At 65.6% G+C, this 23,041-nt stretch carries 26 protein-coding genes and 1 tRNA gene; 20 read left to right on the top strand and 7 right to left on the bottom strand.

Going from position 1 to position 23,041, the window contains the following annotated elements; translation table 11 throughout:
• Nucleotides 1-69: 69 nt before the first annotated feature.
• The 15 genes from ACZ9BC_RS06775 (at nucleotide 70) to ACZ9BC_RS06705 (ending at nucleotide 11,229) form a co-directional block, all read left to right on the top strand.
• Nucleotides 70-510: a hypothetical protein gene (locus ACZ9BC_RS06775; protein WP_476245259.1), complete on the top strand. Its 441-nt coding sequence runs from the start codon at nucleotides 70-72 to the stop codon at nucleotides 508-510.
• Nucleotides 511-714: 204 nt separating this feature from the next.
• Nucleotides 715-1,125: a 30S ribosomal protein S16 gene (rpsP, locus tag ACZ9BC_RS06770; protein ID WP_476245258.1), complete on the top strand. Its 411-nt coding sequence runs from the start codon at nucleotides 715-717 to the stop codon at nucleotides 1,123-1,125.
• 1 nt (nucleotide 1,126) lies between these two features.
• A complete protein-coding gene (locus ACZ9BC_RS06765; RefSeq protein ID WP_476245257.1) occupies nucleotides 1,127-1,369 on the top strand; it encodes an RNA-binding protein in 243 nt (80 codons plus the stop codon).
• Between the two features lie 105 nt (nucleotides 1,370-1,474).
• Nucleotides 1,475-2,023: a ribosome maturation factor RimM gene (gene rimM / locus ACZ9BC_RS06760; RefSeq protein WP_476245256.1), complete on the top strand. Its 549-nt coding sequence runs from the start codon at nucleotides 1,475-1,477 to the stop codon at nucleotides 2,021-2,023.
• Nucleotides 2,024-2,833 carry a tRNA (guanosine(37)-N1)-methyltransferase TrmD gene (gene trmD, locus ACZ9BC_RS06755; protein ID WP_476245255.1) on the top strand — a complete coding sequence of 270 codons (810 nt, stop codon included), beginning with the start codon at nucleotides 2,024-2,026 and terminating at the stop codon, nucleotides 2,831-2,833.
• A 267-nt stretch (nucleotides 2,834-3,100) separates the two neighbouring features.
• On the top strand, nucleotides 3,101-3,460 hold the full coding sequence (gene rplS, locus ACZ9BC_RS06750) for a 50S ribosomal protein L19 (protein WP_079598963.1): 360 nt from the start codon (nucleotides 3,101-3,103) through the stop codon (nucleotides 3,458-3,460).
• Nucleotides 3,461-3,546: 86 nt separating this feature from the next.
• A complete protein-coding gene (gene lepB / locus ACZ9BC_RS06745) occupies nucleotides 3,547-4,224 on the top strand; it encodes a signal peptidase I (protein ID WP_476245254.1) in 678 nt (225 codons plus the stop codon).
• Entirely contained in the window at nucleotides 4,225-5,067 is an 843-nt protein-coding gene (gene lepB, locus ACZ9BC_RS06740; RefSeq protein WP_476245253.1) for a signal peptidase I, read from the top strand. It abuts the gene before it with no gap.
• A gap of 1 nt (nucleotide 5,068) precedes the next feature.
• A complete protein-coding gene (locus ACZ9BC_RS06735; protein WP_476245252.1) occupies nucleotides 5,069-5,893 on the top strand; it encodes a ribonuclease HII in 825 nt (274 codons plus the stop codon).
• Nucleotides 5,894-5,945: 52 nt separating this feature from the next.
• Entirely contained in the window at nucleotides 5,946-6,272 is a 327-nt protein-coding gene (locus tag ACZ9BC_RS06730) for a DUF2469 domain-containing protein (RefSeq protein ID WP_009359307.1), read from the top strand.
• A 110-nt stretch (nucleotides 6,273-6,382) separates the two neighbouring features.
• Nucleotides 6,383-6,739 (top strand): YraN family protein, encoded by a 357-nt coding sequence (locus ACZ9BC_RS06725; protein WP_115525545.1) that lies wholly within the window; start codon nucleotides 6,383-6,385, stop codon nucleotides 6,737-6,739.
• Complete coding sequence (locus ACZ9BC_RS06720) at nucleotides 6,740-8,284, top strand: YifB family Mg chelatase-like AAA ATPase (protein WP_476245251.1); 1,545 nt, start codon at nucleotides 6,740-6,742, stop codon at nucleotides 8,282-8,284. It abuts the gene before it with no gap.
• The gene (dprA, locus tag ACZ9BC_RS06715; RefSeq protein ID WP_476245250.1) at nucleotides 8,281-9,480 is read left to right on the top strand and encodes a DNA-processing protein DprA; all 1,200 of its coding nucleotides are present in this window, start codon (nucleotides 8,281-8,283) and stop codon (nucleotides 9,478-9,480) included. Before ACZ9BC_RS06720 ends, dprA begins: the two co-directional genes overlap by 4 nt.
• Before the next feature lie 76 nt (nucleotides 9,481-9,556).
• A complete protein-coding gene (locus tag ACZ9BC_RS06710) occupies nucleotides 9,557-10,483 on the top strand; it encodes a tyrosine recombinase XerC (protein WP_476245249.1) in 927 nt (308 codons plus the stop codon).
• 242 nt (nucleotides 10,484-10,725) lie between these two features.
• Nucleotides 10,726-11,229, top strand: a complete 504-nt coding sequence (locus ACZ9BC_RS06705) for a DUF3145 domain-containing protein (RefSeq protein ID WP_009359312.1) — start codon at nucleotides 10,726-10,728, stop codon at nucleotides 11,227-11,229.
• 102 nt (nucleotides 11,230-11,331) lie between these two features.
• On the opposite strand, the gene ACZ9BC_RS06700 is transcribed toward ACZ9BC_RS06705, so the two are convergent.
• From ACZ9BC_RS06700 to aceE, 6 genes are all read right to left on the bottom strand, one after another.
• Nucleotides 11,332-12,567 carry a beta-ketoacyl-[acyl-carrier-protein] synthase family protein gene (locus ACZ9BC_RS06700; RefSeq protein WP_476245248.1) on the bottom strand — a complete coding sequence of 412 codons (1,236 nt, stop codon included), beginning with the start codon at nucleotides 12,565-12,567 and terminating at the stop codon, nucleotides 11,332-11,334.
• A 189-nt stretch (nucleotides 12,568-12,756) separates the two neighbouring features.
• Nucleotides 12,757-13,002, bottom strand: a complete 246-nt coding sequence (locus ACZ9BC_RS06695) for an acyl carrier protein (RefSeq protein ID WP_009359314.1) — start codon at nucleotides 13,000-13,002, stop codon at nucleotides 12,757-12,759.
• A gap of 79 nt (nucleotides 13,003-13,081) precedes the next feature.
• Nucleotides 13,082-14,143, bottom strand: a complete 1,062-nt coding sequence (locus ACZ9BC_RS06690; protein WP_476245247.1) for a beta-ketoacyl-ACP synthase III — start codon at nucleotides 14,141-14,143, stop codon at nucleotides 13,082-13,084.
• A complete protein-coding gene (locus tag ACZ9BC_RS06685; RefSeq protein ID WP_476245246.1) occupies nucleotides 14,140-15,069 on the bottom strand; it encodes an ACP S-malonyltransferase in 930 nt (309 codons plus the stop codon). The genes ACZ9BC_RS06690 and ACZ9BC_RS06685 overlap by 4 nt, the downstream gene beginning before the upstream one ends.
• Before the next feature lie 88 nt (nucleotides 15,070-15,157).
• Complete coding sequence (locus ACZ9BC_RS06680; protein WP_079598974.1) at nucleotides 15,158-16,402, bottom strand: PucR family transcriptional regulator; 1,245 nt, start codon at nucleotides 16,400-16,402, stop codon at nucleotides 15,158-15,160.
• A 156-nt stretch (nucleotides 16,403-16,558) separates the two neighbouring features.
• Nucleotides 16,559-19,300, bottom strand: a complete 2,742-nt coding sequence (gene aceE / locus ACZ9BC_RS06675; protein WP_476245245.1) for a pyruvate dehydrogenase (acetyl-transferring), homodimeric type — start codon at nucleotides 19,298-19,300, stop codon at nucleotides 16,559-16,561.
• 427 nt (nucleotides 19,301-19,727) lie between these two features.
• Between aceE and ACZ9BC_RS06670 the strand changes: the two genes are divergently transcribed.
• The 5 genes from ACZ9BC_RS06670 (at nucleotide 19,728) to ACZ9BC_RS06650 (ending at nucleotide 22,144) form a co-directional block, all read left to right on the top strand.
• Entirely contained in the window at nucleotides 19,728-20,147 is a 420-nt protein-coding gene (locus tag ACZ9BC_RS06670) for a DUF3052 domain-containing protein (protein WP_079596430.1), read from the top strand.
• Nucleotides 20,144-20,638 carry a peroxiredoxin gene (locus ACZ9BC_RS06665; protein ID WP_476245244.1) on the top strand — a complete coding sequence of 165 codons (495 nt, stop codon included), beginning with the start codon at nucleotides 20,144-20,146 and terminating at the stop codon, nucleotides 20,636-20,638. The genes ACZ9BC_RS06670 and ACZ9BC_RS06665 overlap by 4 nt, the downstream gene beginning before the upstream one ends.
• A gap of 6 nt (nucleotides 20,639-20,644) precedes the next feature.
• Complete coding sequence (locus ACZ9BC_RS06660; RefSeq protein WP_476245243.1) at nucleotides 20,645-21,565, top strand: NAD-dependent protein deacetylase; 921 nt, start codon at nucleotides 20,645-20,647, stop codon at nucleotides 21,563-21,565.
• A 109-nt stretch (nucleotides 21,566-21,674) separates the two neighbouring features.
• A tRNA-Val gene (locus ACZ9BC_RS06655) sits at nucleotides 21,675-21,750 on the top strand.
• 103 nt (nucleotides 21,751-21,853) lie between these two features.
• Nucleotides 21,854-22,144 carry a hypothetical protein gene (locus ACZ9BC_RS06650; protein ID WP_476245242.1) on the top strand — a complete coding sequence of 97 codons (291 nt, stop codon included), beginning with the start codon at nucleotides 21,854-21,856 and terminating at the stop codon, nucleotides 22,142-22,144.
• Between the two features lie 159 nt (nucleotides 22,145-22,303).
• Here the strand turns inward: ACZ9BC_RS06650 and ACZ9BC_RS06645 are convergent, their stop codons facing one another.
• Nucleotides 22,304-23,029, bottom strand: a complete 726-nt coding sequence (locus ACZ9BC_RS06645; protein WP_079596374.1) for a FadR/GntR family transcriptional regulator — start codon at nucleotides 23,027-23,029, stop codon at nucleotides 22,304-22,306.
• Nucleotides 23,030-23,041 lie beyond the last annotated feature (12 nt).

Raw genomic sequence — 23,041 nt, 5'->3', positions numbered from 1 at the left:
ACCCGAACGGCCGGGCGGCAGGCATTGCTCCCGGCCGGCACCACCGTCAACGGAAGAAGGGTACTTCCCATGGGCTTCACCGAGATCTTTGTTGCCACCCATGACGCCGCGCTCAAGCGTGCCGGCGTCCTGGACGAAGGCGGCAGTGCACCCGCCGGCCAGGCCGTCCGGATCCCGGGGATCAGTGATTTCGAAGTTGAACAGCTGGGGGACCTCGCCGGAACTGCCGTGCATGCCGGCGGTGCCGACTATGAACTGACCATGGTGGACGTGTCCAGCGATTCGCTCCTGGCCGTCCCGCCGGCCATGGTCCGCGCCCTGGCGGACCTGCTCTCGTATGAAACCGAAGGCGAAGGCAACATCCTTGATGACGTTGCCGGGCAGTGGGCCGCCCAGGACGACATGCCCTTCGGCGCGGACCAGGCACGGACCTATGTGCAGCAGCTGGCTGAACTGGCCGGCAGCGTGGAAGATTCGGAGCGGACGGGGCTCTACGTCTGGTCCGCCTGAGCGGCCCGCCCCCGGCCATCTTCCGGCCGCCGCTGTGTCAAGTCGAAATCCCGGCGCTGATCTGGCACAATAAACAGGTACTCGATCTGCGTGGCCCCTCTCTCCGCGTCCGGATCCTGTCCTTCGAGCCCGCAAGTACGGCCCGCCCCACGGGTGCAGAAAGCCGGGTTCACCCCCTTTTCTGAAACAGGAGTGACCACAAAAGTGGCCGTAAAGATTCGCCTTAAGCGCTTTGGCAAAATGCGCGCACCGTACTACCGCATCGTTGTCGCCGACTCACGCACCAAGCGTGACGGCCGTGCAATCGAAGAAATCGGCAAGTACCACCCCACCGAAGAGCCCTCATACATCGAGGTCAACTCCGAGCGTGCCCAGTACTGGCTGTCCGTCGGCGCCCAGCCGTCCGAGCAGGTTGCCGCCATCCTGAAGATCACCGGTGACTGGCAGAAGTTCAAGGGCCTGCCGGGTCAGGAAGGCACCCTGAAGACCAAAGCTCAGAAGGAAGCCTTCGTTGCCCCGGAAAAGGGTTCCGTGATCATCCCGGAAGCCATCACCAAGAAGGCAGCCAAGTCTGACGCCGCCGAGGCCGAAGCAGAGACCACCGAGGCTGAGTAAATTGCTGGCAGACGCGCTGGAACACCTGGTCCGGGGAATCGTTGATTCCCCGGACGAAGTCAAGGTCAGCTCGAAGAGCAACCGCCGCGGGGACACCCTCGAGGTGCGCGTTCACCAGGATGACCTCGGACGGGTGATCGGCCGCCAGGGCCGCACGGCACGCGCGCTGCGCACCGTTGTGGCAGCCCTGGCCGGCGGCGAGCCGGTAAGGGTTGACGTCGTCGACACCGACCGCCGCCGCTGAGCGTCCGGCAACATCAGTTATGCTCCGGCCCCTCCACCATCAGGTGGAGGGGCCGGAGTGCTTTTCCCGAACAACCGCAATCCACACATTGGAACAGAGGAACACATGCAGCTTCAGGTGGCCCGCATTGGCAAGCCCCACGGCATCCGCGGGGAAGTCACGGTCCAGGTCCTGACCGATGCCCCTGGGGACCGGTTTGTCCCCGGCACTGAGTTTGTAGTTGAGCCGGCCTCCGCCGGCCCGCTCACTGTAATGAGTGCGCGCTGGAACAAGGACATCCTGCTGCTGGGCTTCGAGGAAATTGAGACCCGCAATGAAGCGGAGAGCCTCCGGGGGGCCAAGCTCTTCATCGAAACCGAGGAGCTGGATGAGGACGACGACGAAGGCTGGTACGAGCACGAACTCGTTGGACTCGAGGCCCGGGTGGGCTCAGACGTGGTGGGCAAGGTTGCCGCGCTCAACACCGGTACCGCGCAGGACCTGCTCATGGTCACCACCCCGGACGGCAACGAAATCCTGGTTCCGTTTGTCGAGCAGATTGTTCCCGAGGTCAACATCGAGGAAGGGTACATCCTCCTTACGCCGCCGGCCGGCCTTTTCGAGCTGAATGCGGAGGCCGAAGCAGCCCCCTCGGAACCTGAAGGCAACGCCTAGATGCGCATCGACGTCGTCAGCATCTTTCCCGAGTACCTGGCACCCCTTGAACTCTCGCTGATCGGCAAGGCCCGGCAGGACGGGATCCTGGACCTCCATGTCCATGACCTCCGCAGCTTCACCGCCGACAAGCACCGTTCCGTGGACGATACCCCCTACGGCGGCGGCGCGGGCATGGTCATGAAGCCGGAACCCTGGGCGCAGGCCCTTGCTTCCATCGCCGGGGAGCGGCCCCAGGCCGAGGGCAAGCCCGTCCTGATCGTCCCCTCGCCGGCAGGGGAGCGGTTCACCCAGGCGCTGGCCTACGAACTCGCGGAGGAAGAGCATCTTGCTTTCGCCTGCGGGCGTTACGAGGGAATCGATGAGCGCGTGATGGAGTGGTCACGGGAGCACTTCGATGTGCGGCCGGTCAGCCTGGGGGATTACGTCCTCAATGGCGGGGAAGTGGCCGTCCTGGCCATGGTGGAGGCCATCGGCCGGCTGCTGCCCGGCGTGGTGGGCAACCCGGAATCATTGGTGGAGGAGTCCCATTCCGACGGCCTCCTGGAGTATCCCGTCTACACCAAGCCCGCCGTTTGGCGGGAGCGGGAAGTCCCGGCCGTGCTGCTGAGCGGCAACCACGGCAAGATCGCCCAGTGGCGCCGCCACGAGCAGTTCCGCAGGACGGCGTCGCGCCGTCCGGACCTGCTGGAAGGGTTCGACGCCGGAAGCCTCCCCCGTGCGGACCGCACCGAACTGCAGAACCTGGGATACGACGTCGTGGACGGGAGGCTGACGCGCCGCCCCGAAGCGACCGGGCAGCACCCCTGATCCACGCTACCCGGCCTATCCTGCCTGCCGGGCCGTCGGGATTGGCTGTAACGGTTCCACTGTGGCAAAATTAGTCCTTGTGTCTGCTGGGTCCGCACCTGCCATAGGGGGAGCGCAACCAACAGCTTAGGCAACCGGCCTCGTCAACCATTGAGGCGGCCGGACCACTTAACTTTCGGCAGCAATTTCCGGGCCGCTTCCAAGCGCCCGGGCTTGCCTGCCGTGACCCAAAGTGAATGACCTGTGGCGTTCACCAGGAGTGCAATCATGCATATTCTCGATTCCGTAGATGCAGCTTCGCTGCGCACCGATGTTCCCGAGTTCCGCGCGGGTGACACCCTCAAGGTTCACGTGAACATCATCGAAGGCAAGAACTCCCGCGTCCAGGTGTTCCAGGGCTTCGTCCTTGGCCGCCAGGGTGACGGCGTCCGTGAGACCTTCACGGTCCGCAAGGTCTCCTTCGGTGTCGGCGTTGAGCGTACCTTCCCGGTACACTCCCCGATCATCGACAAGATCGAAGTTGTCACCAAGGGCGACGTTCGCCGTGCCAAGCTTTACTACATGCGTGCACTGCGCGGTAAGGCTGCAAAGATCAAGGAAAAGCGCGACTTCAGCACCGCCAAGTAAGTCCCTTCCGGACCTACGAAGGCTGGGCCGCAGCCGTAACCGGCCAGCGCCGGAGCCAATCAGCACCAGCGCGGCAGGATACGGACATGGACCAGACAAAACGCCAGCCCCCAAAAATGGGCTGGCGTTTTGCGTTCCTGGCGCTCCTCCTGGCCGTTGCGGTCAGCGGCCTGGTCCGGTCCCTGTGGATTGATGTCTACTTCATCCCGTCCGAATCCATGGAGCCTGTCCTGGAGGGCGGAGACCGGATCCTCGTATCCCGGACCGGCTTCCAGGCGGAACCGATACGGCGGGGAGACATTGTTGTCTTTGACGGGCGGGGCACATTTGCGCCACTCAACAGCGGCCGGGGCCCGCTCGCGGACGCCGCATCCGGAATCACCCAGTGGCTCGGACTCACCGGCAGCGACACCACCTACGTCAAGCGGGTCATCGGACTCCCCGGTGACACAGTGGTCTGCTGCGATGCGGAAGGAAAGATCACCGTCAACGGCCAGGTTCTGGAGGAGCCGTACATTTTCGATGGTGACGCGCCCAGTACCCAAAGGTTCAGTGCGGTGGTCCCGAACGGCCGGCTGTGGCTGCTGGGCGACCACCGTTCCCTGTCCGCAGACTCCCGCAGCCTGCTGGGCGCACCCGGCGGGGGAATGGTGCCCGTAGACCGCGTTATCGGCAGGCCCGTCCAGATCATCTGGCCGCTTGATAGATTTGCTCCAGTACCACGGCCGCCCGCGGCTGAACCAACCATAGAGAACGGACAGTAGATGCCCGAGAACCACGCGCGGACACCGGAACCGCGCCACGACGGCACTTCGGATACCCCGGCCAGCCCGGCCTCCGGGGCAACTGTCCCCGGTGCGGACGCGCCGGCCCCCGCTTCTCCGGCCCCGGCGCAGGCGGAAAGCCGTTCCGCTGCGAAAGCGGCGGACAAGCCGACCGGCAACCCGGTGTTCGCCTGGCTGAAGGAAGTAGCCACCGTTGTGGTGATCGCCGTCGTGCTCTCCTTCCTCATCAAGACTTTTCTCTTCCGGGCCTTCTTCATCCCGTCCGAATCCATGGTGAACACACTGGATGTCGATGACCGGATCTTCGTCAACCTCCTGGTGCCGGAACCCTTCTCGCTCAGCCGCGGGGACGTTGTGGTCTTCCGCGATACCAAGGGCTGGCTGCCGGCAGCGCCCGCAAAGGCTGAGGGGCCGTTCACCTGGGTGCAGGACGGTCTGACGTTCGTTGGGCTGCTGCCGGACAATTCGGAGCAGCACCTCGTCAAGAGGGTCATCGGCCTGCCCGGGGACCACGTGGTCTGCTGCGACACCGGCGGTAAAATCACTGTTAACGGGACCGCCCTTGACGAAACGTACGTCAACCCTGCCGAGGTCCCGCAGGTCCGCAACTTCGACGTCGTTGTCCCTGAAGGGAAGGTGTGGGTGATGGGTGACAACCGGAACCACTCCGCCGATTCCCGCGCCCACATGGACGCCGACGGCGGCTTCATCGACGTCGACGACCTCGAGGGCAAGGCAGCGGTCATCGCGTGGCCTTTAAGCCGCATCACCTCCCTGGACAACCACCCGGACGTGTTCCGGAACGTGCCGGCGGCCCCCTGACATGTGCCCGGCAGTCAAGGCGAGCCCGGCTAAGGCCGCTCCTGGAAGGACCCGGTCCGGATCCACCAAGGTCGTCCGCGCCAAGGCCCCGACGTTGCGCCACGAGCGGTCGTTCAAGGCGCAGGGGGTCCGGTACCTTGCCGGGGTGGACGAGGTGGGACGCGGTGCACTTGCAGGCCCGGTGAGCGTGGGCATCGCCGTGGTTGACCTCGAACGGCAGAAGTCACTGGCCGGGGTACGGGACAGCAAGCTCCTGCCCCCTGCGGAGCGGGAGCGGCTGGAGCCCCTGGTGCGGCGGTGGAGCGTTGCCTCCGCCGTGGGGCATGCCTCAGCGCAGGAGATTGACGCGCTTGGTATCATCGCCGCGCTGCGTCTGGCCGGTACCCGTGCCTGGCGTGACATCCTTGCCGGTGGCGTCACCCCGGACATGGTGCTGCTCGACGGCAGCCACAACTGGCTCTCGCCGGCCGGGCAGCCGTCCCTGTTCGATCCGCCGGTCCTGGACGTTGCTTGCGACGCCCCCGTGCACACCAAGGTCAAGGCGGACATGCAGTGCCTGAGCGTGGCTGCCGCCAGCGTCATCGCCAAAGTCGAGCGGGACCGGACCATGCGGGAACTGCACGTTGAGTACCCCGACTTCGGCTGGGACATCAACAAGGGGTATGCCACGGCGCTGCACCGCGACGTGCTCCGCGCGGCGGGGCCCACTCCCTACCACCGGGTGAGCTGGCGCCTGCTGGGCGGGGAGTTGGTGGACGGGGAGCTGCAGGACGGCGAACCGGACCCCGGCGGGCTGCCCGGCGGGGAAGAATCGGCGGAAGACTGAGTCCTGCCATGCCCCGGCGCCTGCGGCGGTGGAGATGGTGCAAGATGGAACCATGAGTGCTGAAGATCTTGAAAACTATGAAACCGACATGGAGCTGCAGCTCTACCGTGAATACCGCGACGTCGTCGGACTGTTCAGCTACGTTGTCGAGACCGAGCGGCGCTTTTACCTGGCCAACCATGTTGATCTTCAGGCCCGCAGCGCGGACGGTGAAGTCTACTTCGACCTGACACTGCAGGACGCCTGGGTGTGGGATGTGTACCGGTCGGCGCGGTTCGTCAAGAGCGTCCGGGTCCTCACATTCAAGGACGTTAACGTGGAAGAGCTTCCGCGCAACGAGGAGCTGGCCATGCCCAAGGACGTGGACCTGGGCAACTAGCGCCCGGCTCGCCGCTCCACTTCTCCTCCACATCCTGCCCGGTCCACATAGGGCAGTTGTTCCCTTACCTCCGCTTGCTTCCGGCAGCAGGCTGGTTGCGGAGGTAGAAGATGAAATCAAAAGACCTGTTGGGCCGGCACGGCGAGGACCTCGCCGTCGGATACCTTGAATCCCTGGGCATGCTGGTGGTGGAGCGCAACTGGCGCTGCACCGAGGGCGAAATAGACATCGTGGCCCTCGACGGCGACGCGCTGGTCATCGCCGAAGTCAAAACCCGCCGCTCGCTGGATTACGGCCATCCCTTCGAGGCCGTCGGGCCCGAAAAGCTCGCCCGGCTGCACCGGCTCGGTTCGGCGTGGTGCCGGGACCGGGAACTGCGGATGCCCCTGCGGCGCGTGGACGTGATAGCGGTCGTGGACGACGGCGGCGGCGAACCCTTGGTGGAGCACCTCAAGGGGGTGGGGTGAATGGCGCTGGGCCGCACGTACTCCATCGCGCTGGTGGGTTTGAACGGGTACATAGTGGAGGTTGAGGCCGATATCGGCCAGACCCTCCCGGCTTTTGTGATCCTCGGCCTGCCGGATGCCGCCTTGAATGAAGCCAAGGAGCGCATCCGGTCCGCGGCGAAGAACTCCGGCATCCCGCTCAGCCGGCGGAAGATCACCGCAAACCTGATCCCGGCATCGCTTCCCAAGCGTGGATCGGGTTTTGACCTCGCAGTCACCATGGCTGTGCTCCGGGCCGCCAACGACATCAAACCGACCGGCCGCACGGTCTTCATCGCGGAACTCGGGCTTGACGGCAGGCTCCGGCCCGTCCGGGGAATCCTTCCTGCCGTGATGGCCTCCGTGCAGGCCGGATATCCGGAGATCGTGGTGGCGCAGGCCAACCTCGCAGAGGCTTCGCTGGTCCCCGGCGCCAACGTCCGCGGATACCGGACGCTCGCCAGGCTGGTGCTGGACTTCGGGGCAGATCCGCAGGAACTTGCCCTGGATTTCGAACCGGACGACGCCGAGGACTACGGCGATGCGCCCGGCGAGGCCGCCAGCTTCCCGGACATGGCGGATGTGTCAGGCCAGGGCGATGCCCGCCGTGCCCTCGAGGTCGCGGCCGCCGGAGCCCATCACCTGCTGCTCACCGGTCCGCCGGGCGCCGGCAAAACCATGCTCGCGGAACGTCTGCCAGGCCTGCTGCCTGACCTTGGCGACCATGAATCCATGGAGGTCACCGCCATCCACTCGTTGTGCGGCCTGCCGTCATCCGCGGTCCAGCTCTTGCGCCGGCCGCCCTTTGAAAACCCGCACCATTCCGCTACCGCCGCTGCCATCATCGGCGGCGGCTCCGGGCTGCCCCGGCCGGGAGCGGCGTCGCGGGCACACCGCGGGGTGTTGTTCCTGGACGAGGCCCCCGAGTACGAACGCCGGGTCCTCGATGCCCTGCGGCAGCCCCTGGAGAGCGGTGAGCTGGTCATCCACCGGTCGGCAGGAACCGCTGCCTACCCCGCGCGTTTCCAACTGGTGCTCGCCGCCAATCCCTGCCCGTGCGGGAAGGCCTCCGGCAAAGGGCTCGATTGCACCTGCACCCCCATGATGCGGCGCCGCTACCTCGCCAGGATGTCGGGGCCTTTGCTGGACCGCGTCGATATCCAGCTCCAGGTGGAGCGGGTGTCCCTGGCCGAGTTCGGACAGGCCGGGGAAGAGGAGGATACGGCGTCAGTTGCCCGGCGGGTGCGGGCTGCGCGCTCCCGGCAGGCCGAGCGGTTAGGCCCGTTCGGGTTGGAGACCAATTCGGAGGTGCCTGGCCGCATCCTGCGCGGGGAGTTGCGGCTTCCCCCAACTGCCACCCGCATCCTCGACCATTCCCTGGAACGCGGCGTCCTGACAGCCCGCGGCTATGACCGGGTTCTGCGCCTGGCGTGGACGCTTGCCGACCTGGCCCATCGGGACATCCCCGATACGGACCACATCGGGCAGGCCCTTGGCCTGCGGCAGGCAGCGGCGGCCGCGGCATGAAGGAACAAACCATCGATGCGGAACGGCTGGCACGCGCCGCGCTGTCACGGCTCATGGAGCCCCAGGACGCTGCGGGCCTCGCCCTCGTCCAGCTGGCGGGCGCAGTGGACGCCCTCGGAATCGCCACCGGCCAGCTGAAGGCGGGGCCGGAACTGGAGCGTGAAATCACCGGACTCCTTGCTGACGACGGCTCCGCCACAAGCTGGGCCGGAATGGCCGCTGCGCTTAAGCGTTGGCAGCCACGGATCCCTGACCTTGCGCCGGAACGCGACCTTGCTACCATGGCCCGCCTGGGCGGACGGCTCATTATCCCGTCCGACGATTTGTGGCCCGGCCAGTTGGCTGACCTCGGAATCCAGGAACCGATTTGCCTGTGGTGGCGCGGCCAGGAGCAGCCGCTCCCGGCCGCTGGCACCTGTATCGCCCTGGTGGGGTCGCGGGACAGCACCAGCTATGGAGCGGCCGTCACGGGCGACCTCGCCTACTCGCTGGCGCAGCGCGGATTCACCGTGGTCTCGGGTGGCGCATACGGCATCGATGCCCATGCCCACCGGGCTGCGCTGGCCGGGGGCTCCGGCGCCGTACCCACCATCGCCGTGATGGCGGGCGGTGTGGACCGGTTCTATCCGTCCGGTAACGAGGATCTCCTGCGGGCTGTCTGCAACCAGGGCGCGGTGCTTGCCGAGGTACCGCCGGGTTCTGCGCCTACCCGGTACCGGTTCCTGCAGCGGAACAGGCTGATTGCCGCTCTCTCTGCTGTAACCGTCGTGGTGGAGGCCCGATGGCGCTCCGGGGCACTTAACACGGCCCATCACGCCGAAACGCTGGGCCGTGCCGTCGGAGCCGTTCCCGGATCGGTGCACAGTGCCAACTCGGCAGGCTGCCACCGGCTGCTGCGGGACGGGGGAGCGGTGTGCGTCACTGATGCTGCAGAAGTGGCGGAGCTGGCATCACCAAGTGGTGCAGCGCTGCCGGAACAACGGCCGGGCCGCGCCCAGATCCAGGATGGGCTGACCCTCGAGGACCTGATCCTCCTGGATGCGCTGCCGCTGCGCTCCACCACTTCTGTCGAGAAGCTGTCCGCAGTCGCCGGCCTGGGTGTCGAATCGGTGCGCGCCGGGCTCGGCCGCCTGGGATTGCTCGGGCTGGCAGTTTCAGAACGGGGCGGCTGGAAACGCGGCAAGGCATCAGCGTGATTCGGCACAAAATGCTGTAGAGCGGCCCGGCCGTGTCAGCCGGCGGTTCGCCGGCCAAAACTGAGACAGTAGGAGAGTGGATCATGAGGAATTGCCCGCGGAGCTCGAGGAAGCACTGGATGCGTTCGCCGGTTATCTGTCAGGGGAGCGCGCCCTGTCGGCCCACACCCGGCGGGCGTACCTGGGTGACCTGCGGAGCCTCCTGGCCCACGCCGCAACCGAAGGGGCCGCCGGGCTCAAGGACCTCGAGTTGGGAACGCTCCGCCGCTGGTTGGGCGTGCAGAGCCAGGCAGGTGCCGCACGGGCAACCCTTGCCCGCCGGTCCGCCACCGTAAGGTCGTTCACGGCCTGGGCGCTGCGCGAGGAGCGGATCGCAGCCGATCCCGCCCTCAGGCTGAAGGCGCCAAAACGTGAACAATCCCTGCCCGGCGTCCTGCAGACTGCCCAGCTGACCCGTCTGCTGGCAAAGATGGAGGAAGCGGCAGCCGACGGTGAACCCATGGCAGTCCGCGATCGCGCCATCGTGGAACTCCTCTATGCCACAGGCGTGCGCGTGGGTGAACTGGCAGGCCTGGACATCGATGACCTGGACCCGGACCGCCGGACACTGCGGGTCATCGGCAAGGGCAACAAGGAACGGACGGTACCGTTCGGTGTTCCGGCGGCTGTCGCGGTGGATGACTGGCTGCGGCGGGGCCGGCCGCTGCTGGCCAGGGACACCAGCGGTCCGGCACTCTTCGTTGGTGCCCGCGGAGGACGGGTGGACCAGCGGCAGGTCCGGGCTCTGGTGAACAGCCTCTTCGGGTCACTGGGGGACACCTCGGCATCCGGACCACACGCCCTCCGTCACTCCGCAGCCACGCATCTCCTTGACGGTGGTGCGGACCTTCGAGCGGTCCAGGAAATCCTGGGACACAGCAGCCTCGCCACCACCCAGATCTACACCCATGTTTCGGTGGACCGGCTGCGCAATAGCTACCAGCAGGCACACCCCCGGGCATGAGTGACAGTGTGGGTAATCGCACTGGCGTAATTCGGCGGGGTACGGCACAATAAGAGTCACGTCCGGCAACTTTCAAGTGACGCTTGAAGCTCATGAGGCTTTACGCGGCGCGGCAAGTCCGGACACAGCTTAATCCGATACATCTGAATAACCGGGCAGGCAACTCCCGCAGGAAAAGGCACAGCAGTTCCATCCAGGCAGAGGTCGTTGGGGAAGACGTACCTAGAGCTATGGAGGATGGAATGTCTGTTGCAATGACCCGTGGTGTGCTGTTTGTTCACTCGGCCCCTACGGCCCTGTGCCCTCATGTTGAGTGGGCCATTGGCTCCGTCGTGGACAAACGGACGGACCTTGAGTGGACCCCTCAACCTGCCGCGCCCGGAATGTTCCGTGCCGAGCTGTCCTGGACCGGGACACCCGGGACGGGAGCCAAACTGGCGTCCTCGCTCCGCGGCTGGGCGCATCTGCGCTTCGAGGTCACGGAAGAACCGAGCCAGGGTGTGGACGGCGGCCGCTGGTCCCATACCCCCGAACTCGGTATTTTCCATGCGGTCACCGACGTGCACGGCAACATCATGGTGTCCGAGGACCGGATCCGCTACGCGTACGAGTCCGGAGCAGGCGATCCCGCAGCGGTCTACCACGAGCTGTCGCTCGCACTGGGCGAGGCCTGGGACGAGGAACTTGAGCCCTTCCGGCACGCCGCCGAAGGCGCTCCCGTGCGCTGGCTCCACCAGGTGGGCTGATCGCCGTCGTACGTTTTTCAGTAAGGACTCCATAGCAAAGAGGAGGCCCCGCCAGCTGGCGGGGCCTCCTCTTGTGGTCCGGGATCAGGCCCGGGGCCGGTGTCAGACGCTCCGGACAGCGACGACGGCGTTGTGGCCGCCGAAACCGAAGGAGTTGCTCAGTGCCACGATGTTGCCTGCCGGCAGGTCGCGGGCAGACGTGACAACGTCCAGCGGAATTTCCGGATCCTGGTTTTCGAGGTTGATCGTGACAGGCGCTTTGCGTTCGTAGACGGCGAGCACGGTGAGGACGGCTTCGACGGCACCGGACGCACCCAGGAGGTGGCCCATCTGCGACTTGGTGGCCGAAACCGCCACGTTGTCGATGTGCGAACCGAGGGCGGCGCGGAGGGCCGTGTATTCCGGCTTGTCGCCCACGGGGGTGGACGTGGCATGGGCGTTCACATGGACCACGTCCTCAGCCTGGATCCGCCCGTCGAACATGGCTGCCTTAAGTGCGCGGGTTGCACCGAGGCCCTCGGGGTCCGGTGCGGTGATGTGGTACGCGTCGGCGGTAACGGACGTTCCGGCGAGTTCACCGTAGATCCGGGCTCCGCGTGCCAGGGCGTGCTCTTCGGCCTCAAGCACCAGCGCGCCTGCGCCTTCGCCCATCACGAAGCCGTCTCGGCCAAGGTCGTAGGGCCGGGATGCGCGCTCCGGTTCATCGTTCCTGCGCGAGAGGGCCTGCATGGAGGCGAAGGCCGCGAGGGGCATGGGGTGGATGGCGGCTTCCGCGCCGCCGCACATCACCACGTCCGCTTTGCCCGAGCGGATCAGGTCCAGGCCCAGGTGCAGGGCCTCAGTGCCGGAGGCGCAGGCAGATACAGGCGTGTGGGCGCCTGCACGTGCTCCCAGGTCCAGGCTGACAGCCGCCGCAACACCGTTGGGCATCAGCATGGGAACGGTCATGGGGAGGACCCGGCGGGGGCCCTTTTCCTTCAGCGTGTCCCAGGCGTCCAGCAGGGTCCAGACCCCGCCGATGCCGGTCGCGAAGGCAACAGCCAGGCGGTCCTTGTCGAATTCGATGATGCCGGAGTCGGCCCAGGCCTCGCGGGCAGCGATGACGCCGAACTGGGTGGAGGGGTCCATCCGCTTGGCCTCGACACGGCTGAGCACGTCAAGTGCCGGGGTGCTGCACCGGGCGGCGAAGTGGACGGGAAGCTCGTACTTGGCGACCCAGTCGTCTTCCAGGGTGCGGGCACCGGAGACCCCCTTGAGCGCGTTGTTCCACATTGTGGGTACATCGCCGCCGATGGGCGTGGTGGCACCCAGACCGGTAATGACTACTTTGCGTGTCATGGGATCACTCTCTGTCGGTGGGAATCCGTCTCCGTCGTCCGGAGGGTCCCGCGTGTTGTTGAACGGCGCTCGGCCGGATATGAAGCAGGAGTGCCGGCTGGGGCACCCTGCTGAAAAAAGCGGCGGGCTGCCGGTCCGGCCATCCGGACCGGCAGCCCCGCCATGCCGTCGAAACGGCGAAAGCCTTGACTAGGCCTGTGCTCCGGCGATGAAGCTGACGGCGTCGCCAACGGTCTTGAGGTTCTTGACCTCTTCGTCCGGGATGCGCACGCCGAACTTCTCTTCGGCGTTGACCACGATGGTCATCATCGAGATGGAGTCGATGTCCAGGTCTTCGGTGAAGGACTTGTCCAGCTCTACAGCCTCCGGGGCCAGGCCGGTTTCTTCGTTGACGATTTCAGCCAAGCCGGCCAGGATCTCTTCGTTGCTAGCCATTAGTGGCTCCTTTTCTTGTGTTGCCGGCAGGGGCTGCCGGAAATGGGCCGGGCCGCGGATGCGGCCCGTGGGGGCGTTGCTAGGGAAGGACAACTACCTGGGCGCCGAACACCAGCCCGGCGCCGAAGCCGATCTGCAGGGCGAGACCGCCGCTCAGTTCCGGGTTTTCCTGCAGCAGGCGGTGCGTTGCCAGCGGGATGGACGCGGCAGACGTGTTGCCGGCGTCGGCAATGTCCCGTGCCACTGTAACCGTCTCCGGCAGCTTCAGCTTCTTCACCATCTCGTCGATGATGCGCATGTTGGCCTGGTGGGGAATGAACGCCACCAGGTCTTCGGCCTCGACGCCGGCAGCCTCAAGTGCCTGCTGGGCCACCTTCGCCATTTCCCAGACAGCCCAGCGGAACACCGTCTGGCCGTCCTGGCGAAGCGTGGGGTAGAGCTCCTGGGCTTCTTCGAGGAGCGCGAGGTCGCCGGTGGAGTCCGACTGGCGGGCAGCCATGCCGAGGTCGCGGACGTCCAGCATGGAGCGCGTCATACCGATCGCGTCCCACTTGCTGCCGTCCGAGCCCCACACCGAGGGCGCGATGCCCGGAGTTTCGGACGGTCCGATGACGACGGCGCCCGCACCGTCGCCGAGCAGGAAGGAGATGGTTCGTTCACGGTTGTCGATGACATCGGAGAGCTTTTCGGCGCCGACCACCAGCACGTACTTGGCCGTTCCGGACCGGACCAGGGCGTCACCCTGGGCGATGCCGTAGCAGTAGCCGGCGCATGCCGCGGAAATGTCGAAGGCAGGTGCCGGGGTGGCGCCCAGCCGGTCAGCCAGGCTCGCTGCAGCCGAGGGGGTGGCGTAGGGGTGGGTCACCGTCGAAACGATCACGGCGCCGAGGTCAGAGGCCTGGATTCCGGCCTTCTCCATCGCCTCACGGGCAGCGCCCTCGGCCATGTCGATGACGCTCACATCCGCCTTGGCGCGGTGGCGCGTCACGATTCCGGTACGCTGCCGGATCCACTCGTCCGAGGAGTCGATCCACTGGCACACATCCTCGTTGGTGACGATGACGTCCGGCCGGTACGCGCCCAGCCCAAGGATCCGGGTGTGCTCCTGGAGGGGAGCCTGCTTCAGGGTGGGAACGCTCATGCGTTGCCCTCCAGTTCTGCGAAGAGTGCCAGGGCGGCGGAGAGATCATCGGGGGTCTTGACCGCCACGGTCTTGACCCCTGGCATGCCGCGCTTGGCCAGGCCGGCGAGGGTACCGGCGGGAGCCAGTTCAATGACGCCCGTGACGCCGCGCTGGACCATGGCCTCCATGCAGAGGTCCCAGCGCACGGGGCGGGATACCTGGGCGATGAGGCTGTCGACGGCGGCAGGGCCGTCGGTGACTTCGCCGCCGTCGTAGTTTGACAGCAGGGGAACAGTGGGCGCCTGCGGCTTCAGCTGCGGCTCGAGCGCCTTCAGCGCGCTGACTGCGGGGGACATGTGGCCGGTGTGGAAGGCGCCGGCAACCTTCAGCGGGATGACCCGTGCTTTAGCCGGCGGGTTGTCGGCGAGTGCCTTCAGCTGGTCGAAGGTTCCTGCGGCGACTGTCTGGCCTGCGCCGTTGACGTTGGCGGGTGTGGCGCCGGACGCCTCGATGGCGGCCAGGACCTCGGCCGGGTCCCCGCCCACCACGGCGCTCATGCCGGTGGGGGTGACGGAGGCAGCGGCTGCCATGCTGTTGGCACGTTCGCGGACGAAGGTCATGGCTTCCTGCTCGGTCAGGACGCCGGCCAGGGCGGAGGCGGTGATTTCACCGACCGAGTGGCCTGCCAGGATCACCGGCAGGGAGTTGAGTTCGACGTCGAAGAGGGACGCCGCGGCCACCAGTCCGGCGGCGACAATCAGGGGCTGCGCTACGGCAGTGTCCTTGATGGTTTCCTCATCGGAGGTGGTTCCGTGGGCGATCAGGTCAATACCCGCGATGTCGCTCAGGGCGGCCAGTTGGCCTGCCACCGAGGGAAGTTCCAGCCAAGGGGCCAGAAAACCCGGGGTTTGTGAGCCCTGTCCAGGGCAGACTATTGCAAGCACGTAACCAGCTTTCCAAATTACTGTGTGATCCAGCGGTGTTTGTCCGCACCAAGCTCACGGGGTCAGGTTGTAGGAAGTCTACAACGCCTCAGGGTTGATTCCGCGACGGCTGTCTTTCCGTGGCGGCTTTTGGAGGGGCCGAAAGGCGGCCCACCACGAGCGCTGCCTGCAGGACAAACGCTTCGCGGGGAAGCAGCGGATCCCAGCCAGTGACGTCGCAAACCCGCTTCAGCCGGTAGCGCACGGTGTTGGCATGGACAAAGAGTTCACGGGCTGTGGCCTCGAGCGAATGCCCCAGTTCGAGGTAGGTGCCAAGCGTTTCGACCAGTCCATTGGACGCAGCCAGCAGGGGCCGGTATATGTTTTTGACCAGCGAGCGGCGGGCGGCGTCGTCGCCGGATATGACGCGCTCGGGGAGTAGGTCGTCGGCCGCCACCGGCCGCGGCGCGGACGGCCAGGCCTTGGCGGCGGTGAGACCAGCAAAGGCGGACTGTGCTGAGCCGCTGGCCTCCAGCAGGGAACCGGCCTCGGGGCCATACACAACGGGCCCGGGCGCAAACATCTCGCTGAGTTTCACGTAGGCGGTTTCGCGGTCCTGGACCCCTCCGAGAATGAGGATCAGCCGGTCGCCCTGGATGCCCACGAGCGCGTCTTCCGCGTAGCGCCCGGCCGTCCGCCGCAGCTCGCTGACGTAGCTGGCGCTGGGTTCGGAGGGTGAATTGCCCACCATGACAGTGAAGCGTTCCTGCGCTTTCCAGCCAAGCGCGGCAATCCTGGAGCGCAAGGCGTCGGTGTTTTCGCCACGCAGGATGGCATCCACGATCAATGCTTCGAGGCGGGTGTCCCAGGAACCGCGGGATTCCGCGGCGCGCGCATAGACGTCCGCCGCGGCAAAGGCCACTTCCCGGGAATACCGCAGCACAGCCTCCCGGAGCGAGGGCTGGTCCGCCTCCGGCGCGATCACCGGAACCTGGTCCTCCACCACCTCCACCACGATCCGGATCAGCTGCAGGGCCTTTTGCAGGCTGATCGAGCGGGTCAGTTCCGTCGGGGCGGTGCCGAAGACGTCCGTAAGGATCCATGACGGGGAACTGGGCCGCTCGTACCAGGTGACGAACGCTGCGATGCCGTTCTGCGCCACCATGCCCAAGGCTGACCGTTCGTCGGAACTCAGCCGGCTGTACCAGGGGAGCGATTTTTCCAGCTCACGCATGGTGGTGGTGGACAGCTGTCCCACATTTGCGCGCAGCTTTTTCAGGGTCTCGGACTTCTCCGGGGTGACCTTGGGCTGGGACGGTTTGCGCTTGGCGGACGGGGTGGCTGGTGCTGGCATCCTTCGAGCATACGGGCAGCGTCCCGCAAGCTCCATTTGTGCAAAGGCTACAATCCGCCTTGGTGTGCGTCACACCATGGGCGCCCCTCCGGACGAACGACGGCGGCCCCCGCCTTCCGGAGGGAGCCGCCGTCGTTGATGCTGCGCTGGAGGTGGTTAAGCCTCTCCTCCGGCGTTGCCGGTTGAGCCGGCGTTCACGTTGTGCAGCCGGTACTTCTCGATGGCCTTGATGGGAGCCTGCGCGTCCACCTCGCCCCGGCGTGCCAGCATCTCCAGGGAACGCACCACGATGGAGTGGGTGTCGTTCTTGAAGAAGCGGCGTGCTGCTGCGCGGGTGTCGGAGAAGCCGAAGCCGTCCGCGCCGAGGGTGGCGTACTCGTTGGGAACGAACTGGCGGATCTGGTCCGGGACGGCCTTCATGTAGTCGGACACGGCCACGACAGGTCCGGTAGCACCTTCGAGCTGCTGGGTCACGAAGGGTACGCGTGCGGTTTCGCCGGGGTTCAGGAACGCTTCTTCCTCGGCGGCGAGGCCGTCGCGGCGCAGTTCGTTCCAGGAGGTGACGGACCAGACGTCGGCGGAGACGGACCAGTCCTCGGCCAGGATCCGCTGGGCTTCCAGCGCCCACGGAACCGAGACGCCGGAGGCCAGGATCTGGGTGCGGGGACCGTCGATCTTCGCGGGGGCGAGCAGGTAAATGCCCTTGATGACGCCCTCGACGTCCAGTTCCTCCGGCTCGGCGGGCTGGGTGATGGGCTCGTTGTAGACCGTGAGGTAGTACATGAGGTTCCGGTCGTCCGAGTCCGGCCCGTACATCCGTTCCAGGCCGTCGCGGATGATGTGGCCCATCTCGTAGCCGTAGGCGGGGTCGTAGGTGACCACTGCCGGGTTGGTTGAGGCCAGCAGCGGGGAGTGGCCGTCGGCGTGCTGGAGGCCTTCGCCGGTGAGGGTGGTGCGCCCTGCGGTGGCGCCGATGATGAAGCCGCGGGTCATTTGGTCCGCTGCTGCCCAGAAGGCGTCGCCGGTGCGCTGGAAGCCGAACATGGAGTAGAACACGTAAACGGGGACCAGGGGTACGCCGTGGGTGGCGTAGGCGGTGCCGGCGGCGGTGAAGGCTGCCACGGCGCCGGCTTCGTTGATGCCGGGGTGGATCAGCTGGCCCTGGGCGGATTCCTTGTAGGCCAGGACCAGGTCCCGGTCCACGGACAGGTAGTTCTGGCCCTTGGGGTTGTAGATCTTGGCAGTGGGGAAGAAGGCGTCCATGCCGAAGGTTCGGGCCTCGTCCGGGATGATCGGGGCGATGTGCTTGCCGAAGTTCTTATCCCGCATCAGGTCCTTCAGGAGCCTGACGAACGCCATGGTGGTGGCGGCCTGCTGCTTGCCCGAGCCGCGCTTTGCCACCTCATAGGACTTGTCCTCGGGCAGGGTGATCTCGGCGTGCTTGGAGCGGCGCTCCGGCACGGAACCGCCCAGGGCTGCGCGGCGCTCCATCATGTACTGGATCTCCGGCGCATCGGTGCCCGGGTGGAAGTACGGCGGCTGGTACGGATCCTTCTCCAGCTGCTCATCCGTGACCGGAATCCGCAGGTGGTCCCTGAACTTCTTCAGGTCGTCCAGGGTCAGCTTCTTCATCTGGTGGGTGGCGTTGCGGCCTTCGAAGTGGGGTCCGAGTCCGTAGCCCTTGACGGTTTTGGCGAGGATAACGGTGGGTTTGCCCTTGAATTCGGTGGCTGCCTTGTATGCGGCGTAGACCTTGCGGTAGTCGTGGCCGCCGCGTTTGAGGTTCCAGATCTGGTCATCGGTGAGGTCCGCGACGAGGTCTTTGGTGCGGGGGTCCTTGCCGAAGAAGTGTTCGCGGACGAACCCGCCGGATTCGGCCTTGTAGGTCTGGTAGTCCCCGTCGGGGGTTTCGTTCATGATCTTCACCAGCGACCCGTCGGTGTCGCGGGTGAGCAGGTCATCCCATTCCCGGCCCCAGACGACCTTGATGACGTTCCAGCCGGCGCCGCGGAAGAACGCTTCGAGTTCCTGCATGATCTTGCCGTTGCCGCGCACCGGCCCGTCCAGGCGCTGAAGGTTGCAGTTGATGACGAAGTTCAGGTTGTCCAGGTTCTCGTTCGCGGCGAGCTGGAGCAGGCCGCGGGATTCGGGCTCGTCCATTTCGCCGTCGCCCAGGAACGCCCAGACCTGCTGGTCCGAGGTGTCTTTCAGGCCGCGGTTGTGCAGGTACCGGTTGGACTGGGCCTGGTAGATCGCGTTCATCGGACCGATGCCCATGGACACGGTGGGGAATTCCCAGAACGCGGGCATCAGCCTCGGGTGCGGGTAGGAGGAGAGGGCGTGGCCTTCACGGGATTTTTCCTGCCGGAACCCGTCCAGGTCCTCCTCGGAGAGCCGGCCTTCCATGTACGCCCGGGCGTACATGCCCGGGGACGCGTGGCCCTGGAAGAAGACCTGGTCCCCGCCGCCGGGGTGGTCCTTGCCGCGGAAGAAGTGGTTGAAGCCCACCTCGTACAGGGTCGCAGCTCCCGCGTAGGTGGAGATGTGCCCGCCGACGCCGATGTTGGGCCGCTGCGCCCGGTGCACCATGACAGCGGCGTTCCACCGCATGTACGCCCGGTAGCGGCGTTCGTATTCCTCGTTGCCAGGGAACGGTGCTTCCTGGTCCACCGGGATGGTGTTCACGTAATCGGTGGTGGTCACCATCGGCACCCCGACGCTCTGCGCGCCGGCGCGCTGCAGCAGGCTCCGCATGATGTATTGGGCACGCTCGGTGCCCTGTTCCCTGATCAGCGCGTCCAGGGACTCAACCCACTCGGCAGTCTCTTCCGGATCACGATCAGGCAGCTGGTTAGTCAACCCGCTGAGGATATGGGAGGTATCTTCTCCTGCAGCCACGTCCAACCTCTCTTTGCGCGCATGAATCGGCGCACTCAGGCCAGGCAGGGTGACTGCCCGGCGTACATACGCCGTGTGCGACGTATCGGTTACAACAGCCCGGGCATGTGTGCCGGGCAGGGTCCTAGCGCTCCTATGTCTGCACGGAGTTACAGGGTTGTTGTCCCGCAGGCATAGTTGTCATCAGCCACTCTAGCCCTCACACCAAGGCGATGCGTAGCTGCACCTTTGGCACCTCTGTTGTATTTCGCCGTCATACTGGTTGTGTGACGAAAAGCCGCTGCAAGGCGGGCTGACCACACCCGATGTGACGCAGAATATGCCGTTCCACGGGGGCGGCAGCTTGAAGCGCAGGCACAAAGGGTGTTGGCTTGGGAGTAATGGAAATCACTATGCGCACCGCATATATGAGGCATTGGAGGAACACGTGAGCGAGGCCGACGCCGCCACTTCGGTAAATGTGGCGGAAAAATTGGGTTTCAAAAACGGGGATCTGATTCAGGAGTTCGGTTACGACGACGATGTCGATTTCGACTTGCGTGACGATATAGAGGACCTCACCGGTTCAGAGCTGCTGGACGAGGACGACCACGAAGTTGCGGACGCCGTGATCTTTTGGTGGCGCGACGGTGACGGCGACCTTGTTGACAGCCTGATGGATTCGCTGACCACCCTCAGCGAAAACGGCGTTGTCTGGGTCCTTACCCCGAAGTCCGGAAGGGATGGCTACGTCTCCCCGGCGGACATCCAGGAGGCCGCCCCCACCGCCGGCCTGCACGTCACCACATCAGCCGGCGTGTCCAAGGACTGGAGCGCTGCCCGGCTGGTGAGCAGGAAGAACAAGTGACGGCAGCGCTTGCCGCTGCCTCCGCTGCTGTACCCGCGGTCGGCGGGACAGCTCCTGACTTTGAACTCCCCAACCAGTTTGGCGAGCCGGTCCGGCTGTCGTCATTCCGCGGGCAGAACGTGGTCCTGGTGTTCTACCCGTTTGCGTTCTCGGGGATCTGCACGGGGGAACTCTGCGAAATACGGGACAACCTCGCTGTCTTCGAGAATGCCCATGCGACGGTCCTGGCCGTATCGGTGGACAGCAAGTTCAGCCTCCGTGCCTACGCGGCGCAGGAAGGCTACAGTTTCGACCTGCTCTCGGACTTTTGGCCCCACGGCGCCGCAGCCAGCGCGTATGGTGTTTTCGATCCGGACACCGGAATGGCAAGGCGCGGCACGTTCATCATCGACGCCGCCGGACGCATCCGCTACACAGTGGTGAACCCGCGGGGCCAGGCCCGCGACTTTGGCGAGTACCGCACAGCACTGGCCGGCCTGGACCAGGGCTGACGGGCCATGGACGCGCGGCGGCACGGGGTAGGTCTGACCGGATTTGCCAGCATGCCGCCGTCGCTTCCGGCCCGGCCGTCTGCCGCTGACCTTGAGATCCTGGTCCGTATCCGGGACATCCTGGCCGGCACCCGTTTCGCGCTGCTGACAGGCGCGGGACTCAGCACCGATTCGGGCATCCCCGATTACCGAGGCCCTGGTTCGCCACCCAGGACACCCATGACCTACCAGGAGTTTGTCCGGGATGCCGCAAACCGGCAGCGGTACTGGGCGCGAAACCACATCGGCTGGTCGCATCTCCGCCACGCCGATCCAAACCCGGGACACTACGCAGCGGCGGAGCTTGAACGCCGTGGTTACCTCACCGGGCTGATCACCCAGAACGTGGACCGCCTGCATGAGGATGCCGGAAGCGTGAACGTCATCGATCTCCACGGCCGGTTTGACCAGGTGGTCTGCCTGGACTGCGGCAGGACCTACTCGCGCCGCCTCCTCGCAGGAATGCTGGAGGAGCTGAATCCGGAGTTCCTTGAACGGGCGAAAGAAACAGGGCTGGTGGAAATGGCACCTGATGCTGACGCCACCGTGGAGGACCAGGCCCTGATCAGCAGCTTTGTTGTGGCCGCCTGTCCGGCCTGCGGCGGCACGCTGAAACCCGACTTTGTGTACTTCGGTGAAAACGTGCCGAAGGACCGGGTGGAGAAGTCCTACGCCATGGTCGATGAAGCCGCCGCTTTGGTGGTGGCCGGTTCTTCGCTGACAGTAATGAGCGGATTACGGTTTGTCCGGCACGCCGCGAAGGACGGCAAGCCGGTAGTCATCATCAACAGGGGAGAGACCCGCGGGGACGACAAATCCACCATCAAGCTTGAGGCCGGGGTCTCAGAATCACTCAGCTGGCTTGCGGCCGAGCTGCCGCCGCTGTGACGTGCAGGGGACACCAGGCCGCACTTCCTGTCCGATTCGCGTTTACGGCCCCGGGTCGGGTAGAGTCTATGTTCGTTGGTTGCGGCGGAAACGCCGGATTCAGCGGCTTGGGTCTTTAGCTCAGCTGGTAGAGCGCCACGTTTACACCGTGGATGTCATCGGTTCGATCCCGGTAGGACCCACCAGCAAAACCCCGTAGTTTTCGCCTGTAATGGTGAAAATTGCGGGGTTTTTTGTGTCTTCCGCCCGCAGCGCCGATTGTCGGACCCCTGCCATAGTTTTCCAGGTATGGAACACGTGATAGTCCGCACTGGCAAAAATGGAATGCCGACGGCGGTTGTCAGCCGCGGGAGGGAATGGTCAGTGGGTGCCGAACCTGTCAGATGGTTCGAGCGGATCAACTGGTGGGAGACCCGCCGGAGGATGCCGAAGGGCAACAGCAGGGTGGATGTGGAAGTCCTGCAGGTCCAGGTGAGGCTGGGTAGCAACAAGAGTTCTGCCCTGACCACCATGCTCCTCGAGCGCGACGGCCTGGGCGGGGGCTGGCGCCTCAGGGAATCAGTTGCCGACGCCGCGTGACGCGGGCGCCGGGCTGCTGACCGGCAGTATCCAGGCATTGGAAAACCCTCCACCACGACTATTGGGGGATGCCGCGGTGGAGGGCCTGAAATGAATATACCGTGAACTCCCGGAAACAAAAAGTAGCCGCGAGTCTGTGACGCAATCGGGCTACGGACTTTAACGGCGCACGGGGATAAACACGCGCGGCTGCTCCGTCCAGGTATCCGACATCCGGGACATAGTCCGCCGCATGATCCGGTCCGACGTTTCCCTGGCGGAGGCTGCGTCACCCCTGGCGATGGCTTCGGCCAGGTCCACGTGCCACTGCAGGGCAGCCTCATGCGGATGGTCGGGCATCAGGCCGTGCACGGTGCGGCCGGTCAGCGTCTCAGCCACCTGTCCCATGAGGTTGGCAAACATCTCGTTGCCCGAGCCGGAAAGCAGCAGGGAGTGGAACTGGATGTCCAGCTCCAGGAAGCGTGGCACTTCACCGTTGTGTCCGGCGTCGCGCATTGCATAGGCAACGTCCACCAGCTCCAGCCGCAGCGGGGCGGGCGCATTCTGGGCCGCGAGCTCGGCGGCGGCCGGCTCCACGGCTGCCCGGAGTTCGGCGAGGGACCGCAGCTGCGCGCCGCGCGCATCGCTGGCAAGCCGCCACCGGATGACCTGCGGGTCGAAGGGGTTCCAGCGGCTGGCCGGCAGCACGCGGATTCCCACGCGCTTGGTGGTTTCCACCAAACCCAGCGACTGCAGCACCCGAACAGCTTCGCGGATTACCGAACGGGAAACCTTAAGTTCGTCCTCGAGATGCTCGGCGAGCATAACGTGGCCAGCAGGCAGCTCACCGGAGATGATCCGGGTGCCAAGATTCTCTATGGCACGGTGGTGCAGGCTGCTGGTCATGCAGCTAAGCCT

It is taken from the genome of Pseudarthrobacter sp. TE3704 (genome assembly GCF_056279405.1).
This window is presented reverse-complemented; position numbering and strand designations above follow the sequence as displayed.

Bases quoted from the DNA above. Each gene is read 5' to 3' on its own strand.
- ACZ9BC_RS06775 (WP_476245259.1), top strand. From the start codon at position 70: ATGGGCTTCACCGAGATCTTTGTTGCCACCCATGACGCCGCGCTCAAG.
- rimM (WP_476245256.1), top strand. From the start codon at position 1,475: ATGCAGCTTCAGGTGGCCCGCATTGGCAAGCCCCACGGCATCCGCGGG.
- trmD (WP_476245255.1), top strand. From the start codon at position 2,024: ATGCGCATCGACGTCGTCAGCATCTTTCCCGAGTACCTGGCACCCCTT.
- rplS (WP_079598963.1), top strand. From the start codon at position 3,101: ATGCATATTCTCGATTCCGTAGATGCAGCTTCGCTGCGCACCGATGTT.
- lepB (WP_476245254.1), top strand. From the start codon at position 3,547: ATGGACCAGACAAAACGCCAGCCCCCAAAAATGGGCTGGCGTTTTGCG.
- lepB (WP_476245253.1), top strand. From the start codon at position 4,225: ATGCCCGAGAACCACGCGCGGACACCGGAACCGCGCCACGACGGCACT.
- ACZ9BC_RS06735 (WP_476245252.1), top strand. From the start codon at position 5,069: ATGTGCCCGGCAGTCAAGGCGAGCCCGGCTAAGGCCGCTCCTGGAAGG.
- ACZ9BC_RS06730 (WP_009359307.1), top strand. From the start codon at position 5,946: ATGAGTGCTGAAGATCTTGAAAACTATGAAACCGACATGGAGCTGCAG.
- ACZ9BC_RS06725 (WP_115525545.1), top strand. From the start codon at position 6,383: ATGAAATCAAAAGACCTGTTGGGCCGGCACGGCGAGGACCTCGCCGTC.
- ACZ9BC_RS06720 (WP_476245251.1), top strand. From the start codon at position 6,740: ATGGCGCTGGGCCGCACGTACTCCATCGCGCTGGTGGGTTTGAACGGG.
- dprA (WP_476245250.1), top strand. From the start codon at position 8,281: ATGAAGGAACAAACCATCGATGCGGAACGGCTGGCACGCGCCGCGCTG.
- ACZ9BC_RS06705 (WP_009359312.1), top strand. From the start codon at position 10,726: ATGTCTGTTGCAATGACCCGTGGTGTGCTGTTTGTTCACTCGGCCCCT.
- ACZ9BC_RS06700 (WP_476245248.1), bottom strand. From the start codon at position 12,567: ATGACACGCAAAGTAGTCATTACCGGTCTGGGTGCCACCACGCCCATC.
- ACZ9BC_RS06695 (WP_009359314.1), bottom strand. From the start codon at position 13,002: ATGGCTAGCAACGAAGAGATCCTGGCCGGCTTGGCTGAAATCGTCAAC.
- ACZ9BC_RS06690 (WP_476245247.1), bottom strand. From the start codon at position 14,143: ATGAGCGTTCCCACCCTGAAGCAGGCTCCCCTCCAGGAGCACACCCGG.
- ACZ9BC_RS06680 (WP_079598974.1), bottom strand. From the start codon at position 16,402: ATGCCAGCACCAGCCACCCCGTCCGCCAAGCGCAAACCGTCCCAGCCC.
- ACZ9BC_RS06660 (WP_476245243.1), top strand. From the start codon at position 20,645: ATGGACGCGCGGCGGCACGGGGTAGGTCTGACCGGATTTGCCAGCATG.
- ACZ9BC_RS06650 (WP_476245242.1), top strand. From the start codon at position 21,854: ATGGAACACGTGATAGTCCGCACTGGCAAAAATGGAATGCCGACGGCG.
- ACZ9BC_RS06645 (WP_079596374.1), bottom strand. From the start codon at position 23,029: ATGACCAGCAGCCTGCACCACCGTGCCATAGAGAATCTTGGCACCCGG.